17 protein-coding genes and 1 rRNA gene are annotated in these 26,544 nt (G+C 31.4%); 5 read left to right on the top strand and 13 right to left on the bottom strand.

Features of this window, described 5'->3' with window-relative positions; all coding sequences use genetic code 11:
• Positions 1 to 21 precede the first annotated feature (21 nt).
• The 3 genes from CPEL_RS02365 to modB all read right to left on the bottom strand — a co-directional run bounded on the left by CPEL_RS02365 (position 22) and on the right by modB (position 6,295).
• Positions 22 to 1,534 (bottom strand): 16S ribosomal RNA (locus tag CPEL_RS02365).
• A 647-nt stretch (positions 1,535 to 2,181) separates the two neighbouring features.
• Positions 2,182 to 5,625 carry a two-partner secretion domain-containing protein gene (locus CPEL_RS08690; RefSeq protein ID WP_049984566.1) on the bottom strand — a complete coding sequence of 1,148 codons (3,444 nt, stop codon included), beginning with the start codon at positions 5,623 to 5,625 and terminating at the stop codon, positions 2,182 to 2,184.
• A 91-nt stretch (positions 5,626 to 5,716) separates the two neighbouring features.
• On the bottom strand, positions 5,717 to 6,295 hold the full coding sequence (gene modB / locus CPEL_RS02355) for a molybdate ABC transporter permease subunit (RefSeq protein ID WP_335334174.1): 579 nt from the start codon (positions 6,293 to 6,295) through the stop codon (positions 5,717 to 5,719).
• Here modB and CPEL_RS09500 point away from each other — a divergent pair.
• Complete coding sequence (locus CPEL_RS09500; protein WP_235362652.1) at positions 6,231 to 6,419, top strand: hypothetical protein; 189 nt, start codon at positions 6,231 to 6,233, stop codon at positions 6,417 to 6,419. The genes modB and CPEL_RS09500 overlap by 65 nt on opposite strands.
• A 2-nt stretch (positions 6,420 to 6,421) precedes the next feature.
• Here the strand turns inward: CPEL_RS09500 and CPEL_RS02350 are convergent, their stop codons facing one another.
• Positions 6,422 to 7,627: a saccharopine dehydrogenase family protein gene (locus tag CPEL_RS02350; RefSeq protein WP_044598460.1), complete on the bottom strand. Its 1,206-nt coding sequence runs from the start codon at positions 7,625 to 7,627 to the stop codon at positions 6,422 to 6,424.
• A 141-nt stretch (positions 7,628 to 7,768) separates the two neighbouring features.
• On the opposite strand from CPEL_RS02350, the gene putP reads away from it, so the two are divergent.
• The 4 genes from putP to CPEL_RS02330 all read left to right on the top strand — a co-directional run bounded on the left by putP (position 7,769) and on the right by CPEL_RS02330 (position 12,222).
• Positions 7,769 to 9,247, top strand: a complete 1,479-nt coding sequence (putP, locus tag CPEL_RS02345) for a sodium/proline symporter PutP (protein WP_044598459.1) — start codon at positions 7,769 to 7,771, stop codon at positions 9,245 to 9,247.
• Positions 9,247 to 10,227, top strand: a complete 981-nt coding sequence (locus tag CPEL_RS02340; protein WP_044598458.1) for a putative transporter — start codon at positions 9,247 to 9,249, stop codon at positions 10,225 to 10,227. The genes putP and CPEL_RS02340 overlap by 1 nt, the downstream gene beginning before the upstream one ends.
• Before the next feature lie 57 nt (positions 10,228 to 10,284).
• Positions 10,285 to 11,655, top strand: a complete 1,371-nt coding sequence (locus tag CPEL_RS02335) for a hemolysin family protein (RefSeq protein WP_044598457.1) — start codon at positions 10,285 to 10,287, stop codon at positions 11,653 to 11,655.
• Between the two features lie 72 nt (positions 11,656 to 11,727).
• Complete coding sequence (locus CPEL_RS02330) at positions 11,728 to 12,222, top strand: heme oxygenase, HugZ family (protein WP_049984565.1); 495 nt, start codon at positions 11,728 to 11,730, stop codon at positions 12,220 to 12,222.
• Positions 12,223 to 12,255: 33 nt separating this feature from the next.
• On the opposite strand, the gene fusA is transcribed toward CPEL_RS02330, so the two are convergent.
• The 9 genes from fusA to rplA form a co-directional block, all read right to left on the bottom strand.
• Positions 12,256 to 14,331: an elongation factor G gene (gene fusA / locus CPEL_RS02325; protein WP_044598456.1), complete on the bottom strand. Its 2,076-nt coding sequence runs from the start codon at positions 14,329 to 14,331 to the stop codon at positions 12,256 to 12,258.
• Positions 14,332 to 14,344: 13 nt separating this feature from the next.
• Positions 14,345 to 14,815, bottom strand: coding sequence for a 30S ribosomal protein S7 (gene rpsG, locus CPEL_RS02320; protein WP_012661188.1), 471 nt, complete (start codon positions 14,813 to 14,815; stop codon positions 14,345 to 14,347).
• A 67-nt stretch (positions 14,816 to 14,882) separates the two neighbouring features.
• Positions 14,883 to 15,266 (bottom strand): 30S ribosomal protein S12, encoded by a 384-nt coding sequence (gene rpsL, locus CPEL_RS02315; RefSeq protein ID WP_012661187.1) that lies wholly within the window; start codon positions 15,264 to 15,266, stop codon positions 14,883 to 14,885.
• A gap of 62 nt (positions 15,267 to 15,328) precedes the next feature.
• A complete protein-coding gene (locus CPEL_RS02310) occupies positions 15,329 to 15,961 on the bottom strand; it encodes a CatA-like O-acetyltransferase (RefSeq protein WP_044598455.1) in 633 nt (210 codons plus the stop codon).
• A gap of 39 nt (positions 15,962 to 16,000) precedes the next feature.
• Entirely contained in the window at positions 16,001 to 20,554 is a 4,554-nt protein-coding gene (rpoC, locus tag CPEL_RS02305) for a DNA-directed RNA polymerase subunit beta' (RefSeq protein WP_044598454.1), read from the bottom strand.
• Positions 20,547 to 24,680, bottom strand: coding sequence for a DNA-directed RNA polymerase subunit beta (rpoB, locus tag CPEL_RS02300; protein WP_044599488.1), 4,134 nt, complete (start codon positions 24,678 to 24,680; stop codon positions 20,547 to 20,549). Before rpoB ends, rpoC begins: the two co-directional genes overlap by 8 nt.
• Positions 24,681 to 24,779: 99 nt before the next feature.
• On the bottom strand, positions 24,780 to 25,160 hold the full coding sequence (gene rplL, locus CPEL_RS02295; protein ID WP_044598453.1) for a 50S ribosomal protein L7/L12: 381 nt from the start codon (positions 25,158 to 25,160) through the stop codon (positions 24,780 to 24,782).
• 20 nt (positions 25,161 to 25,180) lie between these two features.
• Positions 25,181 to 25,660, bottom strand: a complete 480-nt coding sequence (rplJ, locus tag CPEL_RS02290; RefSeq protein WP_044598452.1) for a 50S ribosomal protein L10 — start codon at positions 25,658 to 25,660, stop codon at positions 25,181 to 25,183.
• Positions 25,661 to 25,816: 156 nt separating this feature from the next.
• Positions 25,817 to 26,518, bottom strand: coding sequence for a 50S ribosomal protein L1 (gene rplA, locus CPEL_RS02285; RefSeq protein WP_044598451.1), 702 nt, complete (start codon positions 26,516 to 26,518; stop codon positions 25,817 to 25,819).
• Between the last annotated feature and the right edge of the window lie 26 nt (positions 26,519 to 26,544).

Genomic DNA, 26,544 nt, shown 5'->3' with positions numbered 1-26,544 from the left:
CTTATTACTTTAGTACTCTAGAAAGGAGGTGATCCAACCGCAGGTTCTCCTACGGTTACCTTGTTACGACTTCACCCCAGTCGCTGATTCCACTGTGGGGGATAACTAGTTTAGTATTTCCACTTCGAGTGAAATCAACTCCCATGGTGTGACGGGCGGTGAGTACAAGACCCGGGAACGTATTCACCGTAGCATGGCTGATCTACGATTACTAGCGATTCCGGCTTCATGCTCTCGAGTTGCAGAGAACAATCCGAACTGGGACATATTTTATAGATTTGCTCCATCTTGCGATATTGCGTCTCATTGTATATGCCATTGTAGCACGTGTGTCGCCCTGGGCATAAGGGCCATGATGACTTGACGTCGTCCACACCTTCCTCCTCCTTACGAAGGCAGTCTATTTAGAGTGCTCACCCGAAGTGTTAGCAACTAAATACGTGGGTTGCGCTCGTTGCGGGACTTAACCCAACATCTCACGACACGAGCTGACGACAGCCGTGCAGCACCTGTCTCTAAGTTCTAGCAAGCTAGCACCCTCATATCTCTATAAGGTTCTTAGGATATCAAGCCCAGGTAAGGTTCTTCGCGTATCTTCGAATTAAACCACATGCTCCACCGCTTGTGCGGGTCCCCGTCTATTCCTTTGAGTTTTAATCTTGCGACCGTACTCCCCAGGCGGTATGCTTAATGCGTTAGCTGCATTACTGAGATGACTAGCACCCCAACAACTAGCATACATCGTTTAGGGCGTGGACTACCAGGGTATCTAATCCTGTTTGCTCCCCACGCTTTCGCGCCTTAGCGTCAGTTGAGTTCCAGCAGATCGCCTTCGCAATGGGTATTCTTGGTGATATCTACGGATTTTACCCCTACACCACCAATTCCATCTGCCTCTCCCTCACTCTAGATTACCAGTTTCCCAAGCAGTTTAATGGTTAAGCCATTAGATTTCACAAGAGACTTGATAATCCGCCTACGCGCCCTTTACGCCCAGTGATTCCGAGTAACGCTTGCACCCTCCGTATTACCGCGGCTGCTGGCACGGAGTTAGCCGGTGCTTATTCCTTAGGTACCGTCAGAATTCTTCCCTAAGAAAAGGAGTTTACGCTCCGAAAAGTGTCATCCTCCACGCGGCGTTGCTGCGTCAGGGTTTCCCCCATTGCGCAATATTCCCTACTGCTGCCTCCCGTAGGAGTCTGGACCGTGTCTCAGTTCCAGTGTGACTGATCATCCTCTCAGACCAGTTAAGCGTCATAGCCTTGGTGAGCCATTACCTCACCAACTAGCTGATACTATATAGTCTCATCCTACACCGAAAAACTTTCCCTACTTAACTTGTGTTAAGCAGGAGTATAGAGTATTAGCAGCCATTTCTAGCTGTTGTCCTCTTGTGTAGGGCAGATTAACTATACCTTACTCACCCGTGCGCCACTAATCCACAACTAGCAAGCTAGTTGCTTCATCGTTCGACTTGCATGTATTAGGCACGCCGCCAGCGTTCACTCTGAGCCAGGATCAAACTCTCCATAATAATTAAAAATTATATTGATTGAAAAGTTTAATCTTTTTCATCAAAGAAAAAAGTTTATATTTGTTTTTATAGTTAAAGACAATTAAGCTTTAACTATCTGGCTCAATCGATCACTTATTTAGATTTCAAAGATTGACTAATAAGATTTGATTAACAATATTAATATTTTAAAGAACATAAAAAATTAAAACAAAAAGTTTTATTTTTAATTTCCTTTCAATAAAAAAGGAAATGAAATTATAGCTATATAAGCTTAAAGTATTATTAATATTCTTTTATATTCTTTTATATTCTTTTATATTCTTTTATATTCTTTTATATTCTTTTATATTCTTTTATATTCTTTTATATTCTTTTATATTCTTTTATATTCTTTTATATTCTTTTATATTCTTTTATATTCTTTTATATTCTTTTATATTCTTTTATATTCTTTTATATTCTTTTATATTCTTTTATATTCTTTTATATTCTTTTATATTCTTTTATATTCTTTTATATTCTTTTATATTTTTGTATGTTTTTATATTAAGCAAAGATTGTATTAGAATTAATTGGGTTAGTTGATAGTTTTTGTATTTATTTTAATAAATTAATAAGAAAAACACTTTGTATAATCTACACTGCTAAATTAGCAGTGTAGAGTTTTAATAACTTTCTACCACGCAAGGATTCATAGTTTTAAAATTATCACTTACTATACAAGTTCTAGCTCTTTGAGTTAGTGCTGTTTCTTCTATTTCTTTTTTTTCTTCCTCTTCTTCTATGGCATTATCGCCTATTAAATTAAGTGAAGCAGTTTGTTCAAATACAGGTTGTTTATCACCACCTAAAGAATTATCTATATCAGGAAGAATAGGTTTGGTTAAATCTGTTTTAATGATATTATCAAATTTAACAAAAGCAAATTGTTTATATCCTAATGTTGTATTGATATATTGAGTGTATTGATTTACTTTAGAATTTAACTCACCTATATCATTAGATAAGCTATTATAAGCATTATATGCTTTAGTCCAATTATCAAATGCTTGAGTAAATTTAGGATCATTATAATTTAGCTTACCTTTATTGACTAAATCTAAAAGTTTATTAAATTCAGCTTGGGCTTTAAAATAAGCTTGTTCTTTAATTTTAAAATCATTTTTTATGCTTTCATATTGTTGTAGCTGTGCTATGATATTGTTTTTATTGGTATCTAAATAAGTAATGATTTCTAAAGTATTAAAAACATTAGGTTTGATTTGATTATTGTAAAGCTCTAATGCTGTTTTGTCTAGTTTGTTGTTAAAATTAATTTCATTATAATGCAATAAAAAGCTAATACTTTGAGCTATACTTAAAGCTTTATCATCATCTTTTATACCCAAATGTGTTTTTACTATAGTTTTAATTTCATTTTCATTAGAATCTTTGTTTAATCCTTTAAAAGCTTGTATTAAACTATATAAGTTTTTAATATCAATAGTATATTTTTCATTTCTTATACTATCGATAATACCTTGTATGATATCTTGATGTAAATCATCACTTGCTAAGATAACATCATTATCGCTTGGTTTATTTGGATTATCAGGGGTGATAGTTGGTGGAGTGATGTTTGGTTTTTCTATGGAATTTGCTTTAGATAAAAAGTCTTTATATGCATTTGCTTGAGTTTCATCTGTGTAAGTGTGAATTTGAATTTTATCATTAGTATTTCCCCAATAGTTTTTATCAGTTGTTGCATTGGCTAAATCATCTTTGTGATGATAGATGTGGATGTTGTTGAAAGTATATGTTACTTCATCATTTAATGCACCAAAAAATTTACCAGCTTCGCCATCATAATCTTCACTAGTTATAGATATATTAGGATTAAAAAATATATAAATATTTTTAAAAGTTAAATTTCTCACATCGTAAACATACCCAACAAAACCACCAGTAGAAGCTTTACCGCTAATACTTCCTATACTATTTAAAGAGATGTTTGTGAAATTACCTGTTGGAACTACAAATCCAACAAAACCACCAGTAGAAGCTTTACCGCTAATACTTCCTATACTATTTAAAGAGATGTTTGTGAAATTACCACTAAAACTACCAGCAAAACCACCTGCATGTCCATAATTACCAGCAGCAATAATATTTCCTATATCATTTAAAGAAATATTTGTAAATCTTCCAGAAGCATTAGAGCTATTATTGCCTCCAATAAAACCACCTGCATGTCCATCATCACCAGCAGCAATAATATTTCCTATATCATTTAAAGAAATATTTGTAAAAACTGGGTGCCAAGCTCCATCAGGAGTTTGACCACTATCAATATCTCCGATAAAACCACCTGCATTATTAGCATTAATATTTCCTATATTATTTAAAAATATATCAGTAAACGATCCAATCAACCAGCTATCACTACCACCATATCCAACAAAACCACCTGCAAAAGAATATACATTATCAGCGCTAGCACTAATATTTCCTATATTGCTTAAAAAGATATTAGTAAAAGAACTACCGCCAACATGTCCAGCAAAACCACCTACATAAACTCTATTATCAGCACTAGCACTAATATTTCCTATATTGCTTAAAAAGATATTAGTAGCAGAATTACTATGTCCAGCAAAACCACCTGCATAAGAATATATATTGCTAGCACTAGCACTAATATTTCCTATATTACTTAAAAAGATATTAGTAAAAGACCCACCATATCCAGCAAAACCACCTACATAAACTCTATTATCAGCACTAGCACTAATATTTCCTATATTGCTTAAAAAGATATTAGTAAAAGATCCACCACCATATCCAGCAAAACCACCTACATATAAAGAGTCAGCACTTACGCTTTTAATTCCTCCACCCATATAATCTATATTTATATTATTAAAAAATCCACCCCTTATTATATGACCGAATATACCGACCGTTTGTAATTTAGTAGTATCTATATTTATATTTTTTAAAGTAAATCCTTGTCCATTAAAAATTTTATTAAAAGCACTTTGATAATCATATCCTACTATCATAGAAGTACATTGTCCTTGTGATATACAATAATTTGCATAGTTTTGCCAGTCTTTACCTTCTTCACCTTTGCCTTTATTGCCACTAAAATCGATATTGCCTACTAATTTAAATTCATCTACACTTCTAATATGCCCTAAACCTTCATTCCATCCTTTAGCAAAATGCCACCATTCTATAGCATTAGCTTTTTCATTTTCCATATTGCCTATGGTTAGAGCTTTTTTGAAATTAGAAGAAATTCCATTATGAGTAACATTGGTATTATCTGTGTAATTTACTTTATTTATATTTGCATTACTAATTTTATAACCATCTTTTGCAAAATTTATCATTTGTCTTTGTATATAGCCATCTTTTATAGCTGTTACATTGATAATGGAATTTAAATTTGCACTATCTGCATCTATATATACATAATTGCCTACTAAGTGTGTTTTAGAATTAGCATTGCCTAATTTACCACCTTGTATATCTACCTTATGTCCTATAAGCAATACATCATTTGCATTGATATTGCCCATATTTACTACGCTACCTGCTTTTTGTGGTTTAAATACAGGAGAAAAATTTCCAGCTTGATTTTCATTTAGCTTTGCAAATTTATTCATATCCTCATTACTCATCGATGAAGTAGAAGCTACAAAGCGATTAGCATTGATATTGCCTGTTTTAGTAATGATTACTCCATTAGGATTGATTAAAAATACATTATTACCACTTGCATTTAATATACCTGCTATGGTAGATTTATTTGTTCCATGAGCTATGTTTAAGTAGTTTTTACTATTACCACCAAAATTTACACTTTCACCTTTATTTATATTAAAACCACCACCCCATTGGATAACAGAATTAACTTTATTACCATGTATATGCATATTATTACCACTAACATTTATAGTTCCACTTGTGCCATGAGTAAATTTACCACCACTTGGTAAGGCAAATGCAGGTGAAAAAAGTAATGAAGCAACTATACTTGAAAGTAAGATGTGATTAGTTAGTTTTTTAGAAGGAGTTAAATCAAAATTATTCGATCCCCCCCCCCGTGGAGAAAATACTGCCATAATAAATCCTTTATTTGAAAAAATTTATGTATGTTAATATTATATTTATAAAAAAATACTTAAGTTAATGAAATTTAATTGAAAATAAATTTTATTTTTTACTTAGTAAATTTACACTCAATAAAACTAAAAAACTAAAAATAAGCAAAATGGCACTATAAACATGAGCTGTTAAAAAGTCTAAATTCTCCATGCTTTCATATATAGCAATACTTGCTACTTTTGTTTCTCCGCTTAAAGAACCTCCTATCATTAATACTATACCAAATTCGCCCATAGTATGAGCAAAAGTAATAACCATAGCATTTAAAATAGCTGGCTTTATACTTGGTAGGATTATTTTAAAAAGCGTCACAAATGCATTTTTTCCTAGAGAATAGCTTGCTTCAATGATATTTTTAGGTATAGATGATATAGCAACATATAAAGGATTAAACATAAAAGGTAAAGAGTATATACAACTAGCTACAACCAAGCCTTCAAAGGTAAAAGCTAAAGTGATATTGAAATTTTTTTCTAGAAATTCTCCAAGAAAAGAATACTTAGAAAATAAAATCAACAAATAAAACCCAACCACGGAAGGAGGCAAAACTAAAGGCAGAGTTATGATGGTTTCTAAAATTTTTTTAGTTCTAAAATTTTTAAACGAAAAAAACCAAGCTAAAGGTATGCAAAATATAAATAAAATAAAACAAGTAATCAAAGAAAGTTTTATCGAAACTAAAAAAGGGTTCCAATCTATATTTTGCAATACTTCTAACATCATCAAAGCTTTCTCAAGTTTTTTAACTTGAAATTATTTTCCTAAAGTTGGCTCCATTTCTATTATTTTCCAAGGAAGTCCTTGAGTATTTAATTCATCCATAAATTCCTTTGCGTCAAATTCTTCCATATTAAATACACCTTGTCCTTTCCAAATACCTTTAGCTATTAATTTTGTTCCTATCATAGCTGGAACTCCTGTTGTATAGCTTACTGCTTGAGCTCCTGTTTCTTTAAAGCATTCTTCATGATTGCAAACATTATAAATATAAATTTGCTTATCTTTTCCATCTTTAATACCTCTTATTACACAGCCTATATTTGTATATCCTTTAGTTCTAGGGCCTAAACTAGCAGGATCAGGTAATAAAGTCTTTAAAAATTCTATAGGAATTATTTCCACACCTTTATGCATTATAGGTTTAATGCCAAGCATTCCTACATTTTCTAAACATTTCATATGCGTTAAATAACTTTGTCCAAAAGTCATAAAAAATCTTATTCTCTTTAAACCTTTTATATTTTTTACCAAACTTTCTAATTCTTCATGATAAAGCAAATAGCTATCCTTTACTCCTACTTCAGGATAATCCCATTCCATTTTTATTTGCATAGGATCAGTTTCTATCCATTTTCCATTTTCCCAATAACGCCCTTTAGCTGAAACTTCTCTTAAATTTATCTCAGGATTAAAATTTGTAGCAAAAGCATAGCCATGATCTCCAGCATTGCAATCAAGTATATCTATATAATGAATTTCATCGAATAAATTTTGTTGAGCATAAGCGCAAAATACATTAGTAACACCAGGATCAAATCCACTACCTAAAAGCCCTAAAATCCCAGCTTCTTTAAATTTTTCATTTCTTGCCCATTGTTCTTTGTATTCGAATTTTGCTAAATCAGGATGTTCGTAATTTGCAGTATCTATATAATGAATTTTTGCTTTGATACAAGCATCCATTAATGATAAATCTTGATAAGGCAAAGCTACATTTAACAAAATTTCAGCATTTGTTTTTTTGATAAGTTCTACTACAGCGTCTGTATCATCAGCATCTATTTGTTCTGTTTGAATTTCTACACCTAAGCGTTCTTTTATAAATTTAGCTATTTCATCGCATTTGCTTTTTGTTCTACTAGCTAGAGTTATTTTACTAAATACATCAGCATTCATAGCACATTTTATTGTAGCTACGCGACTTACTCCACCAGCTCCTATGATTAAAAGATTTTTCATTGATTTTCCTTGAATTTTTTTGAAATTGTAACAAAAAAAGTTTATATAGCTTTGAAAGTAAAGTAGAAATTATAGTTTTTATAATATTTTTTTAAAATAAAACGAGTAAAATAATGATTTTCTATAAATTCAAGGACACTTATGAATTTACAAAGTGTAAATTTTTCTTATCCTATAATCATTACTTTTATAGCATATGCATTTTTAATGCTTTTTATAGGTTTTTATTTTTATAAAAAAAACAAAAATAGCAAAGATTATTTTATAGGTAATGCTTCTATGGGGCCCATCATCACAGCATTAAGTGCAGGAGCTTCTGATATGAGCAGTTGGCTTTTAATGGCTTTTCCTGGAGCATTATACGCAGCTGGACTTGGGCAAATTTATATAGCCATAGGACTTAGCATGGGAGCATTTTTAAACTGGACTTTCATAGCTAAAAGATTAAAAATATTTTCCCAAATAGCTAAAGAATGCATTAGCATACCTGATTTTTTTGAAAGTCGTTTCAATGATGATAAACATATTTTAAGAAGTATTTGTTCTGTTGTTATTTTAGTTTTTTTTACCATATATATTAGTGCTGGATTGGTTAGTGGAGCAAAACTTTTTGAAAGTGTTTTTGGTTTATCGTATATTTTTGCTTTGAGTATTGGTTTTGTGATTATTGTTTTATATACTTTTTTAGGCGGATATAAAGCAGTTTGTTGGACTGATATGATACAAGGGTTATTAATGATGGGTTCGTTGATTATCATTCCTTTGGTGATGATATTTAAGCTAGGTGGCTTTGGCGAAGCTTTTTTGGTTATCAATGATGTAAAGCCACAAGCTTTTGGGCTTGATGGTGGTGGTTGGTTAGTAGTAGTTTCTACTTTAGCATGGGGACTTGGGTATTTTGGACAACCTCATATTTTAATCCGCTTTATTTCCATAAAACATGTTAAAGAAATTCCAACTGCAACCTTTATAGGTATAAGCTGGATGGTGATTTCTTTATTTGGAGCTGCTATGATAGGTTTTTTGGGTATAGCTTATATAGCTAAATTTGATCTTAGCTTAAGTGATCCTGAAAGAATTTTTATCGTAATGTCTCAAGTTCTTTTCAACCCTTGGGTAGCTGGGATTTTATTGTCTGCGATTTTAGCTGCTATTATGAGCACGGCTAGTTCTCAACTTTTAGTTTGTGCTTCGTGTTTAGTGCAAGATTTTTACACACAAATTTTAAAAAGGCGTGCTAGTGATAAGAAAACTACTTTTTTATCTCGATTAGGGGTTTTAATAATAGCCTGTGCTGCTTTTTTACTTTCTTTAGATACACAAAGCCAAATCTTAAGCATAGTTTCATATGCTTGGGCTGGCTTTGGCGCAAGCTTTGGAAGTGTGATTTTGTTTTCTTTGTTTTATAAAAATATGAGTAAAGAAGGTGCGATAGCTGGAATGATTGGCGGTGCTATTAGTGTGATTTTATACAAAAATTTTGGCTATTCTTATTTAGAAATTTATGAAATTATACCTGGATTTTTAATAGCAAGTTTATGTATAATCATTTTTAGTTTATTATTTAAAGTACAAAAACAAAGCGTAGATAATTTTGAAAAAATGTTGAAAGAGCTTTAATGTTTAAATCGTTTTTTATGTCTAAAAAATGGGCTATATGGGCTTATGTTGGATTGTTTTTTTTGTTAGGTTCTTTACTTGCTCAAACTTCCATTAATGTAGCTATTAATGAATGGTATAAAGAATTTTATGATGTTTTACAAGATGCTAAAAATCATAGTATAGATGATTTTTATCTTTTTATAAGGCAATTTTTATATTTAGCTTTACCATATGTTTTAATAGCAACTATCACTCAATATTTTGGCAGTATATATGCTTTTAAATGGCGTGAAGCTATGACTTTTGAGTATATTGAATTTTGGAAGAAAAAAGATGATAATATAGAAGGAAGTTCTCAAAGAATTCAAGAGGATATTTATAATTTTTCTAAAATTATCGAAAGCTTAGGACTTGCATTTGTTAAAGCTTTGATGACTTTAATTGCTTTTATACCTATTTTATGGATATTAAGCGAACATGTAAATTTGCCTATTTTAAAAGATATTAAAGGTTCTTTGGTATGGATAGCATTTTTAGTTTCTTTAGGAGGACTTGTAATATCATGGTTTGTTGGCATTAAACTTCCAGGACTTGAATATAATAACCAAAAAGCTGAAGCTGCTTTTAGAAAAGAATTAGTTTATGCAGAAGATGATAGAAAAAATTATGCAAGTGATGAAAATATTCTATCTCTTTTTACTGGACTTAAGATAAATTATAAAAGATTGTTTTTGCACTATGGATATTTTAATATTTGGCTTTATTTATTTGAACAAATTATGGTAATAGTCCCCTTTTTAATCATGGCACCAAGCTTGTTTTTAGGTTTGATACAGCTTGGTATCATCATCCAAGTTGGCAATGCTTTTGATCAAGTTAGAAGTTCTTTTAGTATTTTTATAACAAATTGGACTAAAATAACAGAATTAAGGAGTATTTATAAGCGTTTAGATGAATTTGAAACACACATTGCATATAGAAAACAAAATCAAATTTAAGCTATTTTTATAGATTTTATTTGATATAATAAAAAAAATTATTTTCAAGGAGATTTTTTGGACCCCAGTCAATCTTTAGACTTAAATCAAACCTTACCTGCAGTCGCTTCTATAGATGTAGGTTATTCTACTTTTATGATTATTGTTGCACTTGCTTTAGTGCTTTTAAATGGCTTTTTTGTTCTATCTGAATTTAGTATTGTTAAGGTTAGAAGATCAAAGCTTGAAGAAATGGTAAAAGAAAAAAAACGCAATGCAAAAAAAGCTTTGGAGGTAACTTCAAAACTTGATACTTATTTAAGTGCATGTCAACTTGGAATCACTTTAAGCTCTCTTGCTCTTGGTTGGATAGGTGAACCTGCTATTGCTAAAATTCTTGAAGTTCCTTTAACAAATTTAGGTTTAACACCTACGCTAATCCATACTATAGCTTTTATAATAGCCTTTGCAATCATCACGCTTTTACATGTTGTATTAGGTGAGCTTGTTCCAAAAAGCATTGCTATAGCAATTGCTGATAAAGCTGTTTTGTGGGTAGCTAGGCCTTTACATTTATTTTGGCTTTTATTTTTGCCTTTCATTAAAACATTTGATTTTTTAGCAGCAATTTCTTTGAAGATTATAGGAATTAAACCTGCAAAAGAACATGAGTTAAGTCACTCTGAAGAAGAAATCAAATTTATTGCTAGTGAAAGTCAAAAAGGTGGAGTGTTAGATGAATTTGAAACTGAAATTATAAGAAATGCGGTGGATTTTTCAGATACAGTAGCAAAAGAAATCATGACACCTAGAAAAGATATGATTTGCCTTAATAAACAAAAAAGTTATGAAGAAAACATGCAAATTGTATGCCAATACAAACATACTAGATTTCCATATATAGATGGTTCTAAGGATATTATTTTAGGTATGGTTCATATTAGAGATATTATGCAAAATGAACTTAACCAGCGCAAGAAAAATCTTGATGATTTTTTAATAAAAATGATACTTGTTCCAGAAAATATCAGTATTTCTAAAGTTCTATTCATGATGAATAAAGAGCAAGTACATACTGCCTTAGTAGTGGATGAATATGGTGGAACAGCAGGACTTTTAACCATGGAAGATATCATGGAAGAAATTGTTGGAGACATTAATGATGAACATGATGATTCTAGTCCACATTTTAAAAAGCTTGCTGAAAATATCTATGAATTTCAAGGCAGATATGAGGTTAGCGAAGTAGAAGAATTATTAAATATACGCTATGATGAGGAATTAGAGCAAGTCACTATAGGTGGATATGTATTTAATCTTTTAGGACGCTTACCTGTAGTTGGCGATAGAATAGAAGATGAATTTTGTTATTACGAAGTTAAAAAAATGGATGGTAATAGCATAGAACGCGTTAAAGTCGTTCGTAAAAACAATGAAGAAGATGAGTAAATCATCTTTTTCATTTCTTTTAACCTTCTTTTGATATACTCTTTAATATAAACTCATTCAAGGAAAAAACAAATGCAAAATGAAAATTTGCATGAAGAAATCACTTGCTTCATAAAACAATGTAAAAGTATATTAATAGCTTCTTTAAATCTAAACAAAGAATGTATATGTTCATATGCACCTATTATAAAAGTAGAAAATGAATTTTTTATTTATATAAGCGAAATTGCTCAGCATTATGAGTGTTTTGCAAATAATGCTGATAATATAGAAATAATGTTTATAGAAGATGAAAAAGATGCCTTTTCTATACTTGCTAGAAAAAGATTAAAATTTAGAGTTAAAGCTTTAGAAGTATCACGAAATGATGCTAAATTTAATTATGTGTTAAGTTATTTTGAAAAAGAAAATCCTCAAGAAGAAGCAATAAAAATAATAAAAAATATGCATGATTTTCATCTTTTTCAGTTAATACTAAAAAATGGTAGATATGTAAAAGGATTTGGCAAAGCGTATGAAATAAAAGGAGAAAATATTTCTTTAATAAATTCTCATTTTCATAGATAACAAAGATGAGCAAAAGCTCATCTTATAAAAATACTATCCGTTTCTTTTTTTGATAATTTCTTCAGAAACATTTTTAGGAACTTCATCATAATGATCAAATTCCATAGAATAAGTAGCACGGCCTTGTGTTTGACTTCTAAGATCAGTAGAGTATCCAAACATTTCAGCCAAAGGACAAAACGCAGTAATAATTTTGTTACCACCTCTTTCATCCATAGAATTTACTTGACCGCGGCGTTTATTTAAGTCTCCAATTACATCACCCATATACTCTTCTGGAGTTTCAACTTCAACTTTCATCATAGGTTCAAGTATAACAGCACCTGCTTTTCTAGCACCTTCTTTAAAGCCCATAGAAGCTGCAAGTTTAAATGCCATTTCAGAAGAATCCACTTCATGGTAACTTCCATCATAAACAGTTACTTTAACATCTTCAACAGGATATCCCGCTAAAACACCATTTTGCAATGCTTCTTGAACACCTTTATCAACAGCTGGAATATATTCTTTTGGAATAACCCCACCTTTGATATCATTTACAAATTCATATCCGCTACCTGGCTCGAGTGGTTCAAGTCTTAAGAATACATGACCATACTGACCTCTACCACCTGATTGTTTAGCGTATTTGTATTCTTGTTCAACCATTTTTCTAATGGTTTCACGATAAGCAACTTGAGGTTGACCTACTTCTGCTTCAACTTTAAATTCTCTAAGCATACGATCAACGATAATTTCTAAGTGAAGCTCACCCATACCAGAAATTATAGTTTGACCGCTTTCTTCATCAGTAGAAACTCTAAAGCTAGGATCCTCTTGTGCTAATTTATTTAAAGCAATAGACATTTTTTCTTGATCAGCTTTTGTTTTTGGCTCAACTGCAACAGAAATAACAGGATCTGGAAAATCCATTCTTTCTAATATAACTTTGTCTTTTTCGCTAGCTAAAGTATCGCCTGTTAAAGTATCTTTAAGACCTACAACTGCACCGATTTCCCCAGCATATAAAGTTTTAATTTCTTCTCTTTTGTTAGAGTGCATTTTCAAAAGACGACCAATTCTTTCTTTTTTATCTTTAGTAGAATTATAAGCATAAGAACCGCTTTCTAAACTTCCTCTATAAACACGAACGAAAGTAAGTTGCCCTACAAATGGATCTGTCATAATTTTGAATGCAAGTCCTGCAAATTCACCATCATCGGTTGATTTAACAGAAACTTCAGTTCCATCTTCATATTCACCTTTTATATTTGCAACTTCATCAGGTGCTGGTAAATACGCTACAACAGCATCAAGTAAAGGCTGAACTCCTTTATTCTTAAATGCTGTTCCACAAAGCATAGGAACCATAGAAAGACTCAAACATCCTGCTTTAATACCTGCTTTAATTTCATCTTGAGTTAATTCCTCGCCACCTAAGTATTTTTCCATTAACTCATCACTTGTTTCAGAAACTGCTTCTATCATTTTAGTACGATATTCTTCAGCTTTTTCCATTAACTCAGCAGGAATTTCTCTTTCAACATAATCAGTTGGTTTATTTTCATCTTCCCAAACTAAAGCTTTCATAGTAATAAGATCAATCACACCTTTGAAATTATCTTCAGCGCCAATTGGAATTTGAAGTGGGACAGGATTTCCTTTTAAGCGATTTTTAATTTGCTCTTCAACATTGAAAAAATTCGCACCAATTCTATCCATTTTATTGACAAATACTATTCTTGGAACACCATATTTATTTGCTTGTCTCCAAACTGTTTCAGATTGTGGTTGCACCCCGCCTACTGAACAAAACACAGCAACAGCACCATCTAAAACACGCATTGATCTTTCAACTTCAATCGTAAAATCAACGTGGCCTGGAGTGTCTATAAGATTTATTTGGTGATTTTTCCAAAAACAAGTTGTTGCAGCAGAAGTAATAGTAATACCTCTTTCTTTTTCCTGCTCCATCCAGTCCATTGTAGCAGCACCATCATGGACTTCACCTATCTTATGACTCATACCTGTGAAAAATAAAATTCTTTCACTAGTTGTAGTTTTACCCGCATCGATGTGAGCTGCGATACCTATATTTCTAACTCTTTTTAAAGGAGTACTTCTTGACATATTTTACTCCTTCTTACCAGCGATAATGAGCAAATGCTTTATTAGCTTCTGCCATCTTATAAGTGTCTTCTTTCTTCTTAAACGAAGCACCTTTGCTATTTGCCGCATCTAGTAATTCAGCAGCTAATTTTTCTATCATAGTTCTTTCACTTCTTTTTCTAGCAAAAGAAATAATCCATCTTATAGCCAAAGCTTGTTGTCTAGCAGGACGAACTTCTACTGGAACTTGATAAGTTGCACCACCCACACGGCGTGATTTAACTTCTAGTAAAGGTTTAATATTTTCAATAGCATCATTAAAAATTTCTATACCTTTTTTTTCTCCACCTTTTTTGTCAATAGCTTCTAAAGCACCATACATAATAGTAGTAGCCGTGCTTTTTTTGCCATCATACATTAAAGAATTAATGAATTTTGTGATTACTTTGTTTCCATAAATCGGATCAGGCAAGACTTCTCTTACCGGAGCTTTTCTTCTTCTCATTTTCTTCCTTCAAATTTATAATTTTACTCAAACAAAATCAAATCTAACGGATTTGTCTGTAAATTGATTATTTAGCTGCAGCTTTAGGGCGTTTAGCACCATATTTAGAACGAGAAACAGTTCTTTTTGCAACACCTGCTGTATCTAAAGCACCACGAACGATGTGATACTTAACACCTGGTAAGTCTTTTACCCTACCACCACGCACTAAAACTATGCTGTGTTCTTGTAGGTTGTGACCTTCACCACCGATATAACTAATAACTTCAAAGCCACTTGTAAGTCTTACTTTGGCAACTTTTCTTAACGCTGAGTTTGGTTTTTTAGGAGTTGTTGTATAAACCCTAGTGCAAACTCCCCTTCTTTGTGGACAATTTTTAAGCGCTGGAGATTTAGATTTTTCTAAAACTTTTTTGCGCTCTTTTCTAACCAATTGATTTATGGTTGGCACAGTAATTCCTTTCATTAATAAAATAATAAACTTTGGATGATATCTAAATTTTACTTATAAAATTATAAACTATTAAGATTTTCTTGTAATTTTTCCAAAAATAAATGCACATGATAAGCATCATTTACTGCATGATTTACATTAATGCTAAAAGGGATAAAAATTTTATTGTTTTCTTTTATAAACTTACCGCTTGTTATGATAGGAAAAAAATATTTTTCTTTTTTAGGTAAATGTAAAGAAAAATTATCAAAAGCTATCCAAGGAATAGCAGAAATGTTAAAAAGATTATCAATGGGTTCTTTTAAAAACATTTTTTTGTTAGTTTTGGCTAAAAGCTTATCTTCTTCGTATAAAGCTAAAAAATCTTTTAAATTTTCTTTATAAAAAGTCCAAAGGATGGAAAATGTCTTACTATCTTTATGAAAAATAGTATAAGCAGGGTGTATAAAATCATAGCGTATTAATTGTCCGTTTGCATCTAAAGCTAATTTAAATTCATCAAAATGATTTACACTTTTACTAATACAATAAATAAAACAAGGATAAAAATCAAACTGGTTGTTTTTTACGAAATGATAAAATAAACTAATATCTAATTTCATAGTTATTTCAAAAGAACAAGGAATGTTTTGAGTATAAAAATCAAAATGTTCTTTTCTTTGATAAGTTTTTAAATTAACTTTATGATACATTTAATTACTCAAAAATTTAGCAGGATTAACCTGCTAAATTTAATTTTGCTGTTTAAGCTTTAATTTTTGCTCTCCATAGAGTCCTGTTCCAACTGGAATCATACGACCTAAAATAACATTTTCTTTTAGATCTTCAAGATAATCAAATTTACCCGCAATACTTGCTTCGGTTAATACCTTAGTAGTTTCTTGGAATGAAGCTGCTGAAATTACACTATCACTTCCAATAGCCGCTCTTGTAACCCCAAGCAATACAGGTTCAGCAACAGCCGGTTCTCCACCATATTTTAAAATTCTTTCATTTTCTTCTCTAAATTTCCTTCTTGAAACTAAATCACCTACTATAAAATTAGTATGACCACTATCTACTATTTTTACTTGTCTTAGCATTTGTGATACGATTATTTCAATATGTTTATCAGAAATTACAACACCCTGACCACGATAAACTTGCTGAATTTCAGAAATTAAATAATAATGCAATGCTTTTTCGCCTAAAATTCTAAGAACATCATGACTTGAAATCACACCATCGGTTAATTTTTCACCTGCATGGATAAATTCGCCTTCTCTTACTTGGATACGCTTTGATTTATCAATCAAATATTCAGCACTACTTCCATCCTCAGCTTGGATGATGATTCTTTCTTTGGATCTTAAAGGTTTATCAAATCTTACAACACCATCTATTTCAGCAACTACTGCAGTATTTTTTGGTTTTCTAGCTTCAAATAACTCAGAAACCCTTGGAAGACCTCCTGTGATATCTTTTGATTTAGCCGCTGCTTTTGGAGTTTTAGCTAAAACATCAGCTTGTTTTACTTTATCTCCATCATGGACAAAAATAACCGTTTTTGGCTCAAGCTGATAACGCACTACCTTATCATTTTCTCCTATAACCAATATAGCAGGACGCACACCACTAGGCAAATACTCATTAATTACAAGAGATCTTTTTCCTGTGGCTTCATCAATTTGTTCATCAGCACTATAGCCTGATTCTATATCTTCAAAGCTTATTGTTCCTGCAATTTCAGCAATCACTGTGTTATTATAAGCATCCCATTCAGCGATAATGGTTTTATCTTCTTTACTTGATCTTGCAATAATAGTCTTAGAATCATCTATAAAAGCACTATCGTTAAATTCAATAACAGACTCTCTTGGTATATAATGTCTCTTTGCTTCACGATCATTTTCATCTGCAATCACAACAAAAACACCTTTTTCTTTAACTATATCACCTTTTTTCAAATTTCTTATTCTATCTAAACCATCGCCTTTTAGCATATAAAATTTCAAAGTTCCTTTTGCACCAGCAATAATATCTTGAGTAATAGGATCTCCATCTTTTACAAGCAATTCACTAGCATAAGGAATACGATTTGGAACATTCCATCCTTCTTTAATAACTTCAACTATACTTTCATTTTCAGCTACTTCATCACCGCTATTATATGGAATATACAATTTACCTTCTATGTTACCACTTACACCTGCTAATTCATTCGCTTTAGCTAAATCATATTTTCTTAAAATGAATTTAGCTTCGTTGCTTTTATTTTTAACACTTACTATTACATCTTCGTAAGCATATTCGATATTAATCTTACCTTTAAATGGCGCTTTAATTTTTGGTTCTACAAGTAAAATAGCCGCATTGCGGTGATTTGCTACTATAGTTTTATTATGTTTATCCTTGTATGTATTTAGATTATAAAATCTCACAAAACCTTCTTTATGTGCTACAACTTGACGATCTTGCAAATCTGTACTCGCCGTTCCACCGCTATGGAAGGTTCTAAGAGTTAGCTGAGTTCCTGGCTCTCCAATTGATTGAGCTGATATTATACCTACTGCTTCACCTGGCTTAACTAATCTTCCCTCTCCTAGGTTAATACCATAACATTTAGAACATACACCTTTTTTTGCTTTGCAAGTAATCGGGGTTCTAATATTTACACTTTTTACGCCACTTTCAACAATAATTTTAGCTTTTTCCTCATCAATCAAAGTTCCCTCTGAAAATAAAATTTCATTGGTAATAGAATCAATAATATTTTCAGCTAAAACTCTTCCTAATATTCTTTCTTCTAAAGTCTCAATCACAACACCATCTGCTGTAATTTCGTTAATTTCAACACCTTCATGTGCTCCACAATCTTCTATAGTAACTTTAACATTTTGTGCAACATCTATTAATTTTCTAGTTAAATAACCTGCATTTGCAGTTTTTAATGCTGTATCAGCTAAACCTTTTCTAGCACCATGGGTTGAGATAAAGTATTCAAGAACATTTAAACCTTCACGGAAATTTGAGATGATAGGCGTTTCTATAATAGAACCATCAGGCTTTGCCATAAGTCCTCTCATAGCCGCAAGTTGTGAAATTTGTGCAGCTGAACCTCTAGCACCAGAATCAGCCATCATGTAAATAGAGTTAAATCCTTCTTTATCTTTTTTAATTAATTCCATCATATCTTTTGAAAGAATATTATTAGTGCTCTTCCAAATATCAATAATTTTATTATATCTCTCACCTGAGGTAATTAAACCAAGATTATAAGAATTTTGAATTTCTCTTACTTGCTTTTTAGCTTCTTCAATACTTTTTTGTTTTTGATTAGGAACAATAATATCTGCAATAGATATGGAAATTCCAGCTTTAGTTGCATACTCAAAGCCAAGATCTTTAAGTCTATCTAAAAAGCTTGCACTTACTTCAAGTCCACCTACTTTATATACATAATCAACTAAAGCGGCAATATCTTTTTTCTTCATTGTTTTATTCCACATATTTTCTGGAACAAAATCTGGTAAAATGGATTTAATGATCAATCTACCAGCAGTTGTAGTTACTTTTCTACCATTTACTACACTTCTAATGCTTGCATGGATATCTAAAGAATCAGCTTCTAAAGCTACCATTACTTCTTCAATACCTGTGCAAATTTTATGCTCACCCTTAGCACCATCTTTTTCTAAAGATAAATAATAAATTCCCAAAACCATATCTTGAGAAGGAACGGTAACTGATTTACCACTAGCAGGTAATAAAATATTCATAGAAGAAAGCATTAATACTTTACACTCTGCGATAGCTTCTTGAGATAAAGGCACATGCACAGCCATTTGATCCCCATCAAAGTCCGCGTTAAATGCAGCGCACACTAAAGGATGAAGTTGTATAGCTTTACCTTCAACAAGCACTGGATGGAATGCTTGAATAGAAAGTTTATGAAGAGTTGGAGCACGATTAAGCATTACAGGATGACCTTTAACCACTTCTTCTAGACACTCCCAAACTTCATTGGTTTTATTTTCTATCATTTTTTTAGCTTGTTTAACAGTGGTTGCATAACCTTTTTCTTCAAGCTTTGCTAATAAATGCGGTTTAAATAATTCTAAAGCCATTTTTTTAGGTAAACCACATTGATCCATTCTAAGTTTTGGTCCAACAACAATAACGCTACGACCTGAAAAATCTACCCTTTTACCAAGTAAATTTTGTCTAAAACGCCCTTGCTTACCTTTGATAATCTCACTTAAAGATTTTAATGGGCGTTTATTTGCACCTTTTACTGCATTTGCTCTTCTGCCATTATCAAACAAAGCATCAACAGCTTCTTGAAGCATTCTTTTTTCATTTCTTATAATGATTTCTGGTGCATCAAGTTCCATTAATCTTTTTAAACGCGTGTTTCTATTGATAACTCTTCTATATAAATCATTTACATCAGAAACAGCAAATTTTCCACCATCTAAAGCAACTAAAGGTCTTAAATCAGGTGGCAATACAGGTAAATTAGTAATCATCATCCACTCAGGGCGATTTGGAACAACTTCATCAATATTTGTATTGCTATTTAAATTGCTATTTAAGAAATTTTCTACAACTTTTAAACGCTTAATAATAGTTTTTTTCTTAGCCTCAGAATTAGTTGCAGCGATATCTTCTTTTAATTTATTTAAAAGTTCTACTAGATCTAAATTTGCTAGCAAATCTCTAACAACTTCCCCACCCATTCTAGCTTTAAAACCACTACTTTCATAGCGTTGCATTAAATTTAAATATTGCTCCTCGTTTAATACATCACAAAATTCAACTTTTTTAGAATTCTCATTATCATAATAAGCTTCACCTGGATTTTCTACTATATATGCCTCATAGTAAAGCACGCGTTCTAAATCTTTCATCTTAACGCCAAGTAGCGTTCCTATACGGCTTGGTAAAGAATTTACATACCAAATATGAGCCACAGGTGTAACTAACTCAATATGTCCCATTCTTGAGCGACGAACTTTAGAACTAGTAACTTCAACGCCACATTTTTCACATTTAATGCCTTTAAAACGCATTTTTTTATATTTACCACAAAGACACTCATAATCTCTTACAGGTCCAAAAATTTTAGCACAAAATAAACCATCTCTTTCAGGTTTTAATGTTCTATAGTTTATTGTTTCTGGTTTTTTTACTTCCCCATAAGACCATGATTTGATTTTTTCAGGACTTGCAAGTCTTAACTGAAATGCTTCAAAGTCTCTTGGTCTACCATCTTCTTTTATTTCGATAGGTTTAAATTTACTCATTATTTTCATCCTTATCAAAAATCTCAACATCTAAAGCAAGAGATTTAAGTTCATTTGTAAGCACAAAGAATGTTTCTGGAATACCTGTTGCTGGAACATTCTCACCTTTTGTTAAAGCCTTATAAGCACTAAATCTACCTTCTACATCATCTGATTTTATAGTAAGCATTTCTCTTAGAGTATGTGCTGCACCATAAGCTTCTAAAGCCCAAACTTCCATCTCTCCAAATCTTTGACCACCAAATAAAGCCTTACCACCAACAGGCTGCTGGGTTACAAGGCTATAAGGTCCTGTACTTCTTGCATGAACTTTTTCATCAACTAAGTGATGTAATTTAAGCATATACATACATCCAACATGCACACGCTCTGCCATTTTTTCACCGGTTCTTCCATCATAAAGCTCACTTTTTCCATCCATAGCAATCTTTGCCATCTCAAAGAGCTTACCAAATTCCTCAACTGTCACCCCTTCAAATACAGGAGTTGCGAATTTTATCCCTTTTGCCCAGTCTCTAGCATAAGATATTAATTGTTCATCATTTAGGGATTGAACAAATTTTTTCTCAATTTCAAGTCTTGAAACACTACAAATTTCAAGCATTTTCTGGCGTAATTGTTTGATAAAATCTTTTTGTTTTTTATCAAAAATTTCTTGAATTTGATCTCCTAGTCTCATACCTACTAAACCTAAATGACTTTCAAGAATTTGTCCTATATTCATACGACTTGGAACCCCAAGAGGATTTAAAGCTATATCAATAGGTCTTCCATCTGGTAAATATGGCATATCAACTTCTGGAACGATATTAGATACGATACCTTTATTTCCATGGCGTCCTGCCATTTTATCTCCAACTTTAAGTTTTCTTTTAGTAGCTATATAAACTTTAACAAGCTTAACAACTCCACTTGGTAAAATATCATCTTTTTCTAATATCTCTAATTTTTCATCATGTTCAGTTTTTAATTTTTTCTTTTCATTTTGAAAGTGATTTTTAAGATCTTCATATTCTTTTTGGACATCTTTAGAGTATGCTTTAACCAAAGAATTTAGCGCAAAACGATTGATTTTTTCAAGTTCGCTAATTTCAACCTTAGCACCTTTTTTATATTTCACGCCATTAATTTCTTCTGCTGAATTTAGCGCTGATTTTGAAAGTAAAGAGCATACTCTTAAAGTTTCTTCTCTATCCATCATTAAAAGCCTATCATGATGTTCTTTTTCGAGATTTAATTTTTCTTCATCATAAGCTTTTACCGCGCGTGTATCTTTTTCATAACCTTTTTTTGTAAAAATTTTTACATCAACTACCACACCTTCTAAAGACGCAGTTGCATATAAAGATTTATTAACAACATGGCCAGCTTTCTCACCAAAAATAGCTCTTAATAATCTTTCTTCTGGAGTTGGCTTAACTTCGCCTTTTGGAGACACCTTACCAACTAAAATCATACCTGGTTTTATATGAGTACCAATTTTTGCTATACCGCTTTCATCAAGATGTGCAAGATCTTCTTCTTTTACATTTGGAATATCCTTAGTAATTTCTTCTACACCATCTTTAAGCTCTCTTGCTTCCACTTCTTTTTCATAAATATGAACACTAGTAAAAGTATCTTCGCGTAAAATTTTTTCACTAATTACAATAGCGTCTTCATAGTTATATCCATGCCAAGGCATAAAAGCAATTAAAGCATTTTTGCCTATAGCAAGCTCACCCTTATCCATACTTGGACCATCTGCTATTATTTGTCCTTCTTGAACAAAATCACCTTTTTTCACTATAGGATGCTGAGTATAAGTTGTATTTTGATTTGTTCTTAAATTCTTTTCCATTTTATAATGATCTATAAAAGGACCATTTTCATCTTCACCCAAAATGAAAATATTTTTATTATCAACTTTTTCTACTATACCTGCTCTTTTTGCTTTAATTGCTTCCCAAGCATCACGCGCAATAATTTTTTCCATACCAGTTCCAACTATAGGGGCTTCTGCTCTTAAAAGCGGAACCGCTTGGCGTTGCATGTTTGAACCCATTAATGCTCTATTTGCATCATCATGTTCTAAGAAAGGAATAAGTGAAGCAGCAACACCAACAATCATACCAGAACAAAGATCGATTAATTGCACTTCTTCTCTTCTAGCTAAAATAGTTTCACCATCTTGTCTTGCTTCTACAAATTCTTCAACAATATTACCTTTATCATCAATTTTCGTTGATGCAGCAGCAATAATTAAACCTTCTTCTTGGGTTGCAGTTAAATAAATAATCTCGCTGCTTACTTTTCCATTTTCAACTTTTTTATAAGGTGCTTCGACAAAACCTAAATCATTTACTTTAGCGTAAGTTGATAAAGTATTAATCAAACCAATATTTTGTCCTTCTGGAGTTTCAACAGGACAAATTCTACCATAATGAGTTGCATGAACATCACGCACTTCAAAACCTGCTCTTTCCTTAACTAAGCCACCTTCTCCAAGAGCTGATAAACGGCGTTTATGTGTAACTTCACTTAAAGGATTAGTTTGATCCATAAATTGAGATAATTGTCCACCTGTAAAAAATTCCATTATAGTAACAGTTATAGTTTTTGGATTGATTAAATCATATGGCATTACCTTATCAATATCTGTATTTAATGCAGTGAATTTATCTCTGATGGATTTTTGCATTTTAGCAAGGCCAATATGAAGTTCATTAGCCAAAAGTTCGCCAATTGATCTAATACGACGATTACCCAAATGGTCTCTATCATCAATATGACCCCTACCATTTTTTACTTTTATTAAATATTTTGCAGTTTTTACTATATCTTCATTAGTTAAAACTGTTACATATTCTGGAGTATCTAAACCTAGTTTATGATTCATTTTCATACGACCAACTTTAGTCAAATCATATCTTTCTGGATTAAAAAATAAATCATTAACAAAAGCTTTAGCAGCATCTTTTACAACAGGCTCTCCTGGTCTCATAACTTTATAAATTCTAATAGCCGCTAAATCGTTTTCATCATCAATATTTTCAGTTTGTTTTAGCAATTTTAAAGTTTCATTATCTTGAATAAAGGAATTAATTATAGCAGCATCAACTCCATTTGCTAAATCATTAGCTATATCAAATTGCTTTTCCTCTTTTATTTTAGCTAATTTTGCTTCATCAAGCAAAGTTAAAGAATCAAATAAAACTTCACCTGTTTCTTTATTGATGATAGGATTTGCTAAGTATCTATTAGCTAAAATTTCAGCTGGATACTCAACCCATTTTACACCATCTTTAACAAGCTGTTCAGCTTTTTTCTTAGTCATTCTTTTACCAGCTTGATGGATAACATTTCCTTTTTCATCTTTTAAATCATATTCAACTCTATCTAAAAAATCATTTGGATTAAATTCGGTTAAAAATTTATCTTTTTTTACATGTATAGTTTGTATAGGATAAAATAATTTTATTATATCTTGTTTTTTATACCCTAATGCTCTAAATAAAATTGTTATAGGAACTTTTCTTCTTTTATTAATACGCACATAAAGAACATCTTTAGCATCATATTCAAAATACAACCAAGATCCACGATCTGGGATGATTTGTGCTGTATATACTAATTTATTTGCAACAGTAGAACTTTCTTCTTCTTTAAAAATAACACCCGGGCTTCTGTGTAGTTGATTTACAACAACTCTTTCAACCCCATTGATAATAAAAGAAATTCTATCTGTCATTAAAGGTATTTCTCTTATATAAATTTCTTGTTCTTTTATATCTTTAATGCCTATTTTTTCACCTGTTTTTTCATCTTTTTCATGTAAAGTTAGACGAATTTTCATTTTTAAATTTACAGAATAAGTTAAACCTCTTTCCATACACTCTCTTATGGTGTATTTTGGCTTACCTACTTCACTACTTACATATTCTAAACTTAATCTATTTTGTGGATCATGGATTGGAAATATCGATTTAAATACTTTTTCAATCCCGCTTTCGGTATTTTTATCATTTAAATTTAAAAAATAATCAAAACTCTTTTTTTGTAATTGTAATAAGTTTGGAATGTCAATTTGTTGTGGAACATTCGAGAAGTCAATTCTTAGACGATTTCCTAGTTGTTTGTTTAACATATTATTATACCCCATGGTAAAAGTATTAATTAAAGAAAGAATCCTATTTATTTTAAGGAAAAAAGAAAGAGAATATCTCTCTTTCTTTTAAAAAATATACTACTTAAGCTCAACCTTAGCGCCAGCTTCTTCAAGTTGTTTTTTAGCTTCTTCTGCTTCAGCTTTAGCTACACCTTCTTTAAGAACTGAAGGAGTTTGCTCAACTGCATCTTTAGCTTCTTTTAAGCCTAATCCAGTTAATGCACGCACTACTTTAATAACATTGATTTTTTTATCGCCACCATCTTGTAAAACAATATCAAATTCTGTTTTTTCTTCAGCAGCAGCACCAGCAGCACCTGCAACTCCAGCAGCACCTGCAACCATAACTGGAGCAGCAGAAACACCAAATTTTTCTTCGAACTCTTTTACTAATTCTGATAATTCAAGAACACTTAAATTAGAAATAAACTCTAATACATCTTCTTTAGTTATTGCCATAATTTATCCTTTTATTTGTTTTATTCAGCTTGTTTTTTTTCTTTTAATGCATTTAATCCAATTGTAAAATTGGTAATTGGTGCATTCCAAACTTGCAAAAGCATTGCAAGTAATTCATTGCGAGAAGGCATTTTAGCTAAAGCTTTTACTTTATCAACAGAAGCAACTTCGCCTTCAATAAATGCGGTTTTAATTTCAAATGTTTGATTAGCTTCGCTAAATTTATCAGCAACTTTTGAAACATTTAACTGGTCTTCACCCCAAAGATAAATATTAGTATCTTTAAGTTCCATTCCATCTTTGCCGGCATTTTTAAGAGCAATACTTGCTAAAGTATTTTTAATAATTTGAACTTTAACATCCATTTCTCTAGCATTGTTTCTTAACTCTTCTAGTTTTTTAGTATTTAAACCTTTATAGTTACAAACTATAACAGCTTCACTAGCTTTAAAACCATCTTCAAGTTTTGAAACAAGTTCAATTTTTTGGCTTTTAGTCATTTTCACTCCTTTCCGACCGGTGATTTCAAGCAGAGTAGATTAATTCTAATTAAGTCAAATGACCTCGACTATCTCCAATCTAAGATAAAAATTTAGATAAAATAAAAGAATTATCTTATCTAAATTTTATTAATGAGAGAAAAACTCTCATTAATTTTATTTAGTATCTAATAATTCTTGAGTATCTAAAGAAATAGAAGGACTCATAGTTAAAGATAAATTAGCATTTTTAATATATCTACCTTTTGCAGCAGCTGGTTTATGTTTATTTATAGCTTTAACAAAAGCAGTTATATTTTCTTTTAATTGCTCTTTAGAAAAACTAACTTTACCTAAGCCTGCATGTATATTTCCTTGTTTATCCACACGAAAATTAACTTGACCATTTTTTGCATTATTAACAGCTTGTGCTACATCCATAGTTACTGTTCCGGTTTTTGGATTTGGCATTAAGCCTTTAGGCCCTAAAATACGACCAACTTTACCCACTAAACCCATAAGATTAGGAGTTGCGATCAAAACATCAAAATTCATATTACCTTTTTGAATTTCTTCTACTAAATCATCACTACCTACTATATCAGCACCAGCATTTTTAGCTTCATCAGCTTTTGCATCTTTTGCAATAACAGCAACACGAACTTTCTTACCTGTTCCACAAGGTAAAACAACGCTACCTCTTACCATTTGATCAGCATGTCTTGGATCAACATTTAATTTTAAAGCAATTTCTACAGTTTCATCAAATTTTGCAGAAGCTAGAGTTTTTACAACACCTATTGCTTCATCCATTTGGTATATTTTATCAGCTTCAATTTTTTTTAATAATTCAGTAAATCTTTTAGTATTTTTTGACATTAAATTTCTCCGCATTTTAAATAAAG

This window comes from Campylobacter peloridis LMG 23910 (assembly GCF_000816785.1).
GTDB classification, from domain to species: domain Bacteria; phylum Campylobacterota; class Campylobacteria; order Campylobacterales; family Campylobacteraceae; genus Campylobacter_D; species Campylobacter_D peloridis.
The sequence above is the reverse complement of the archived record's forward strand: the minus strand, read 5'-3'. Positions and strand labels throughout refer to the sequence as shown.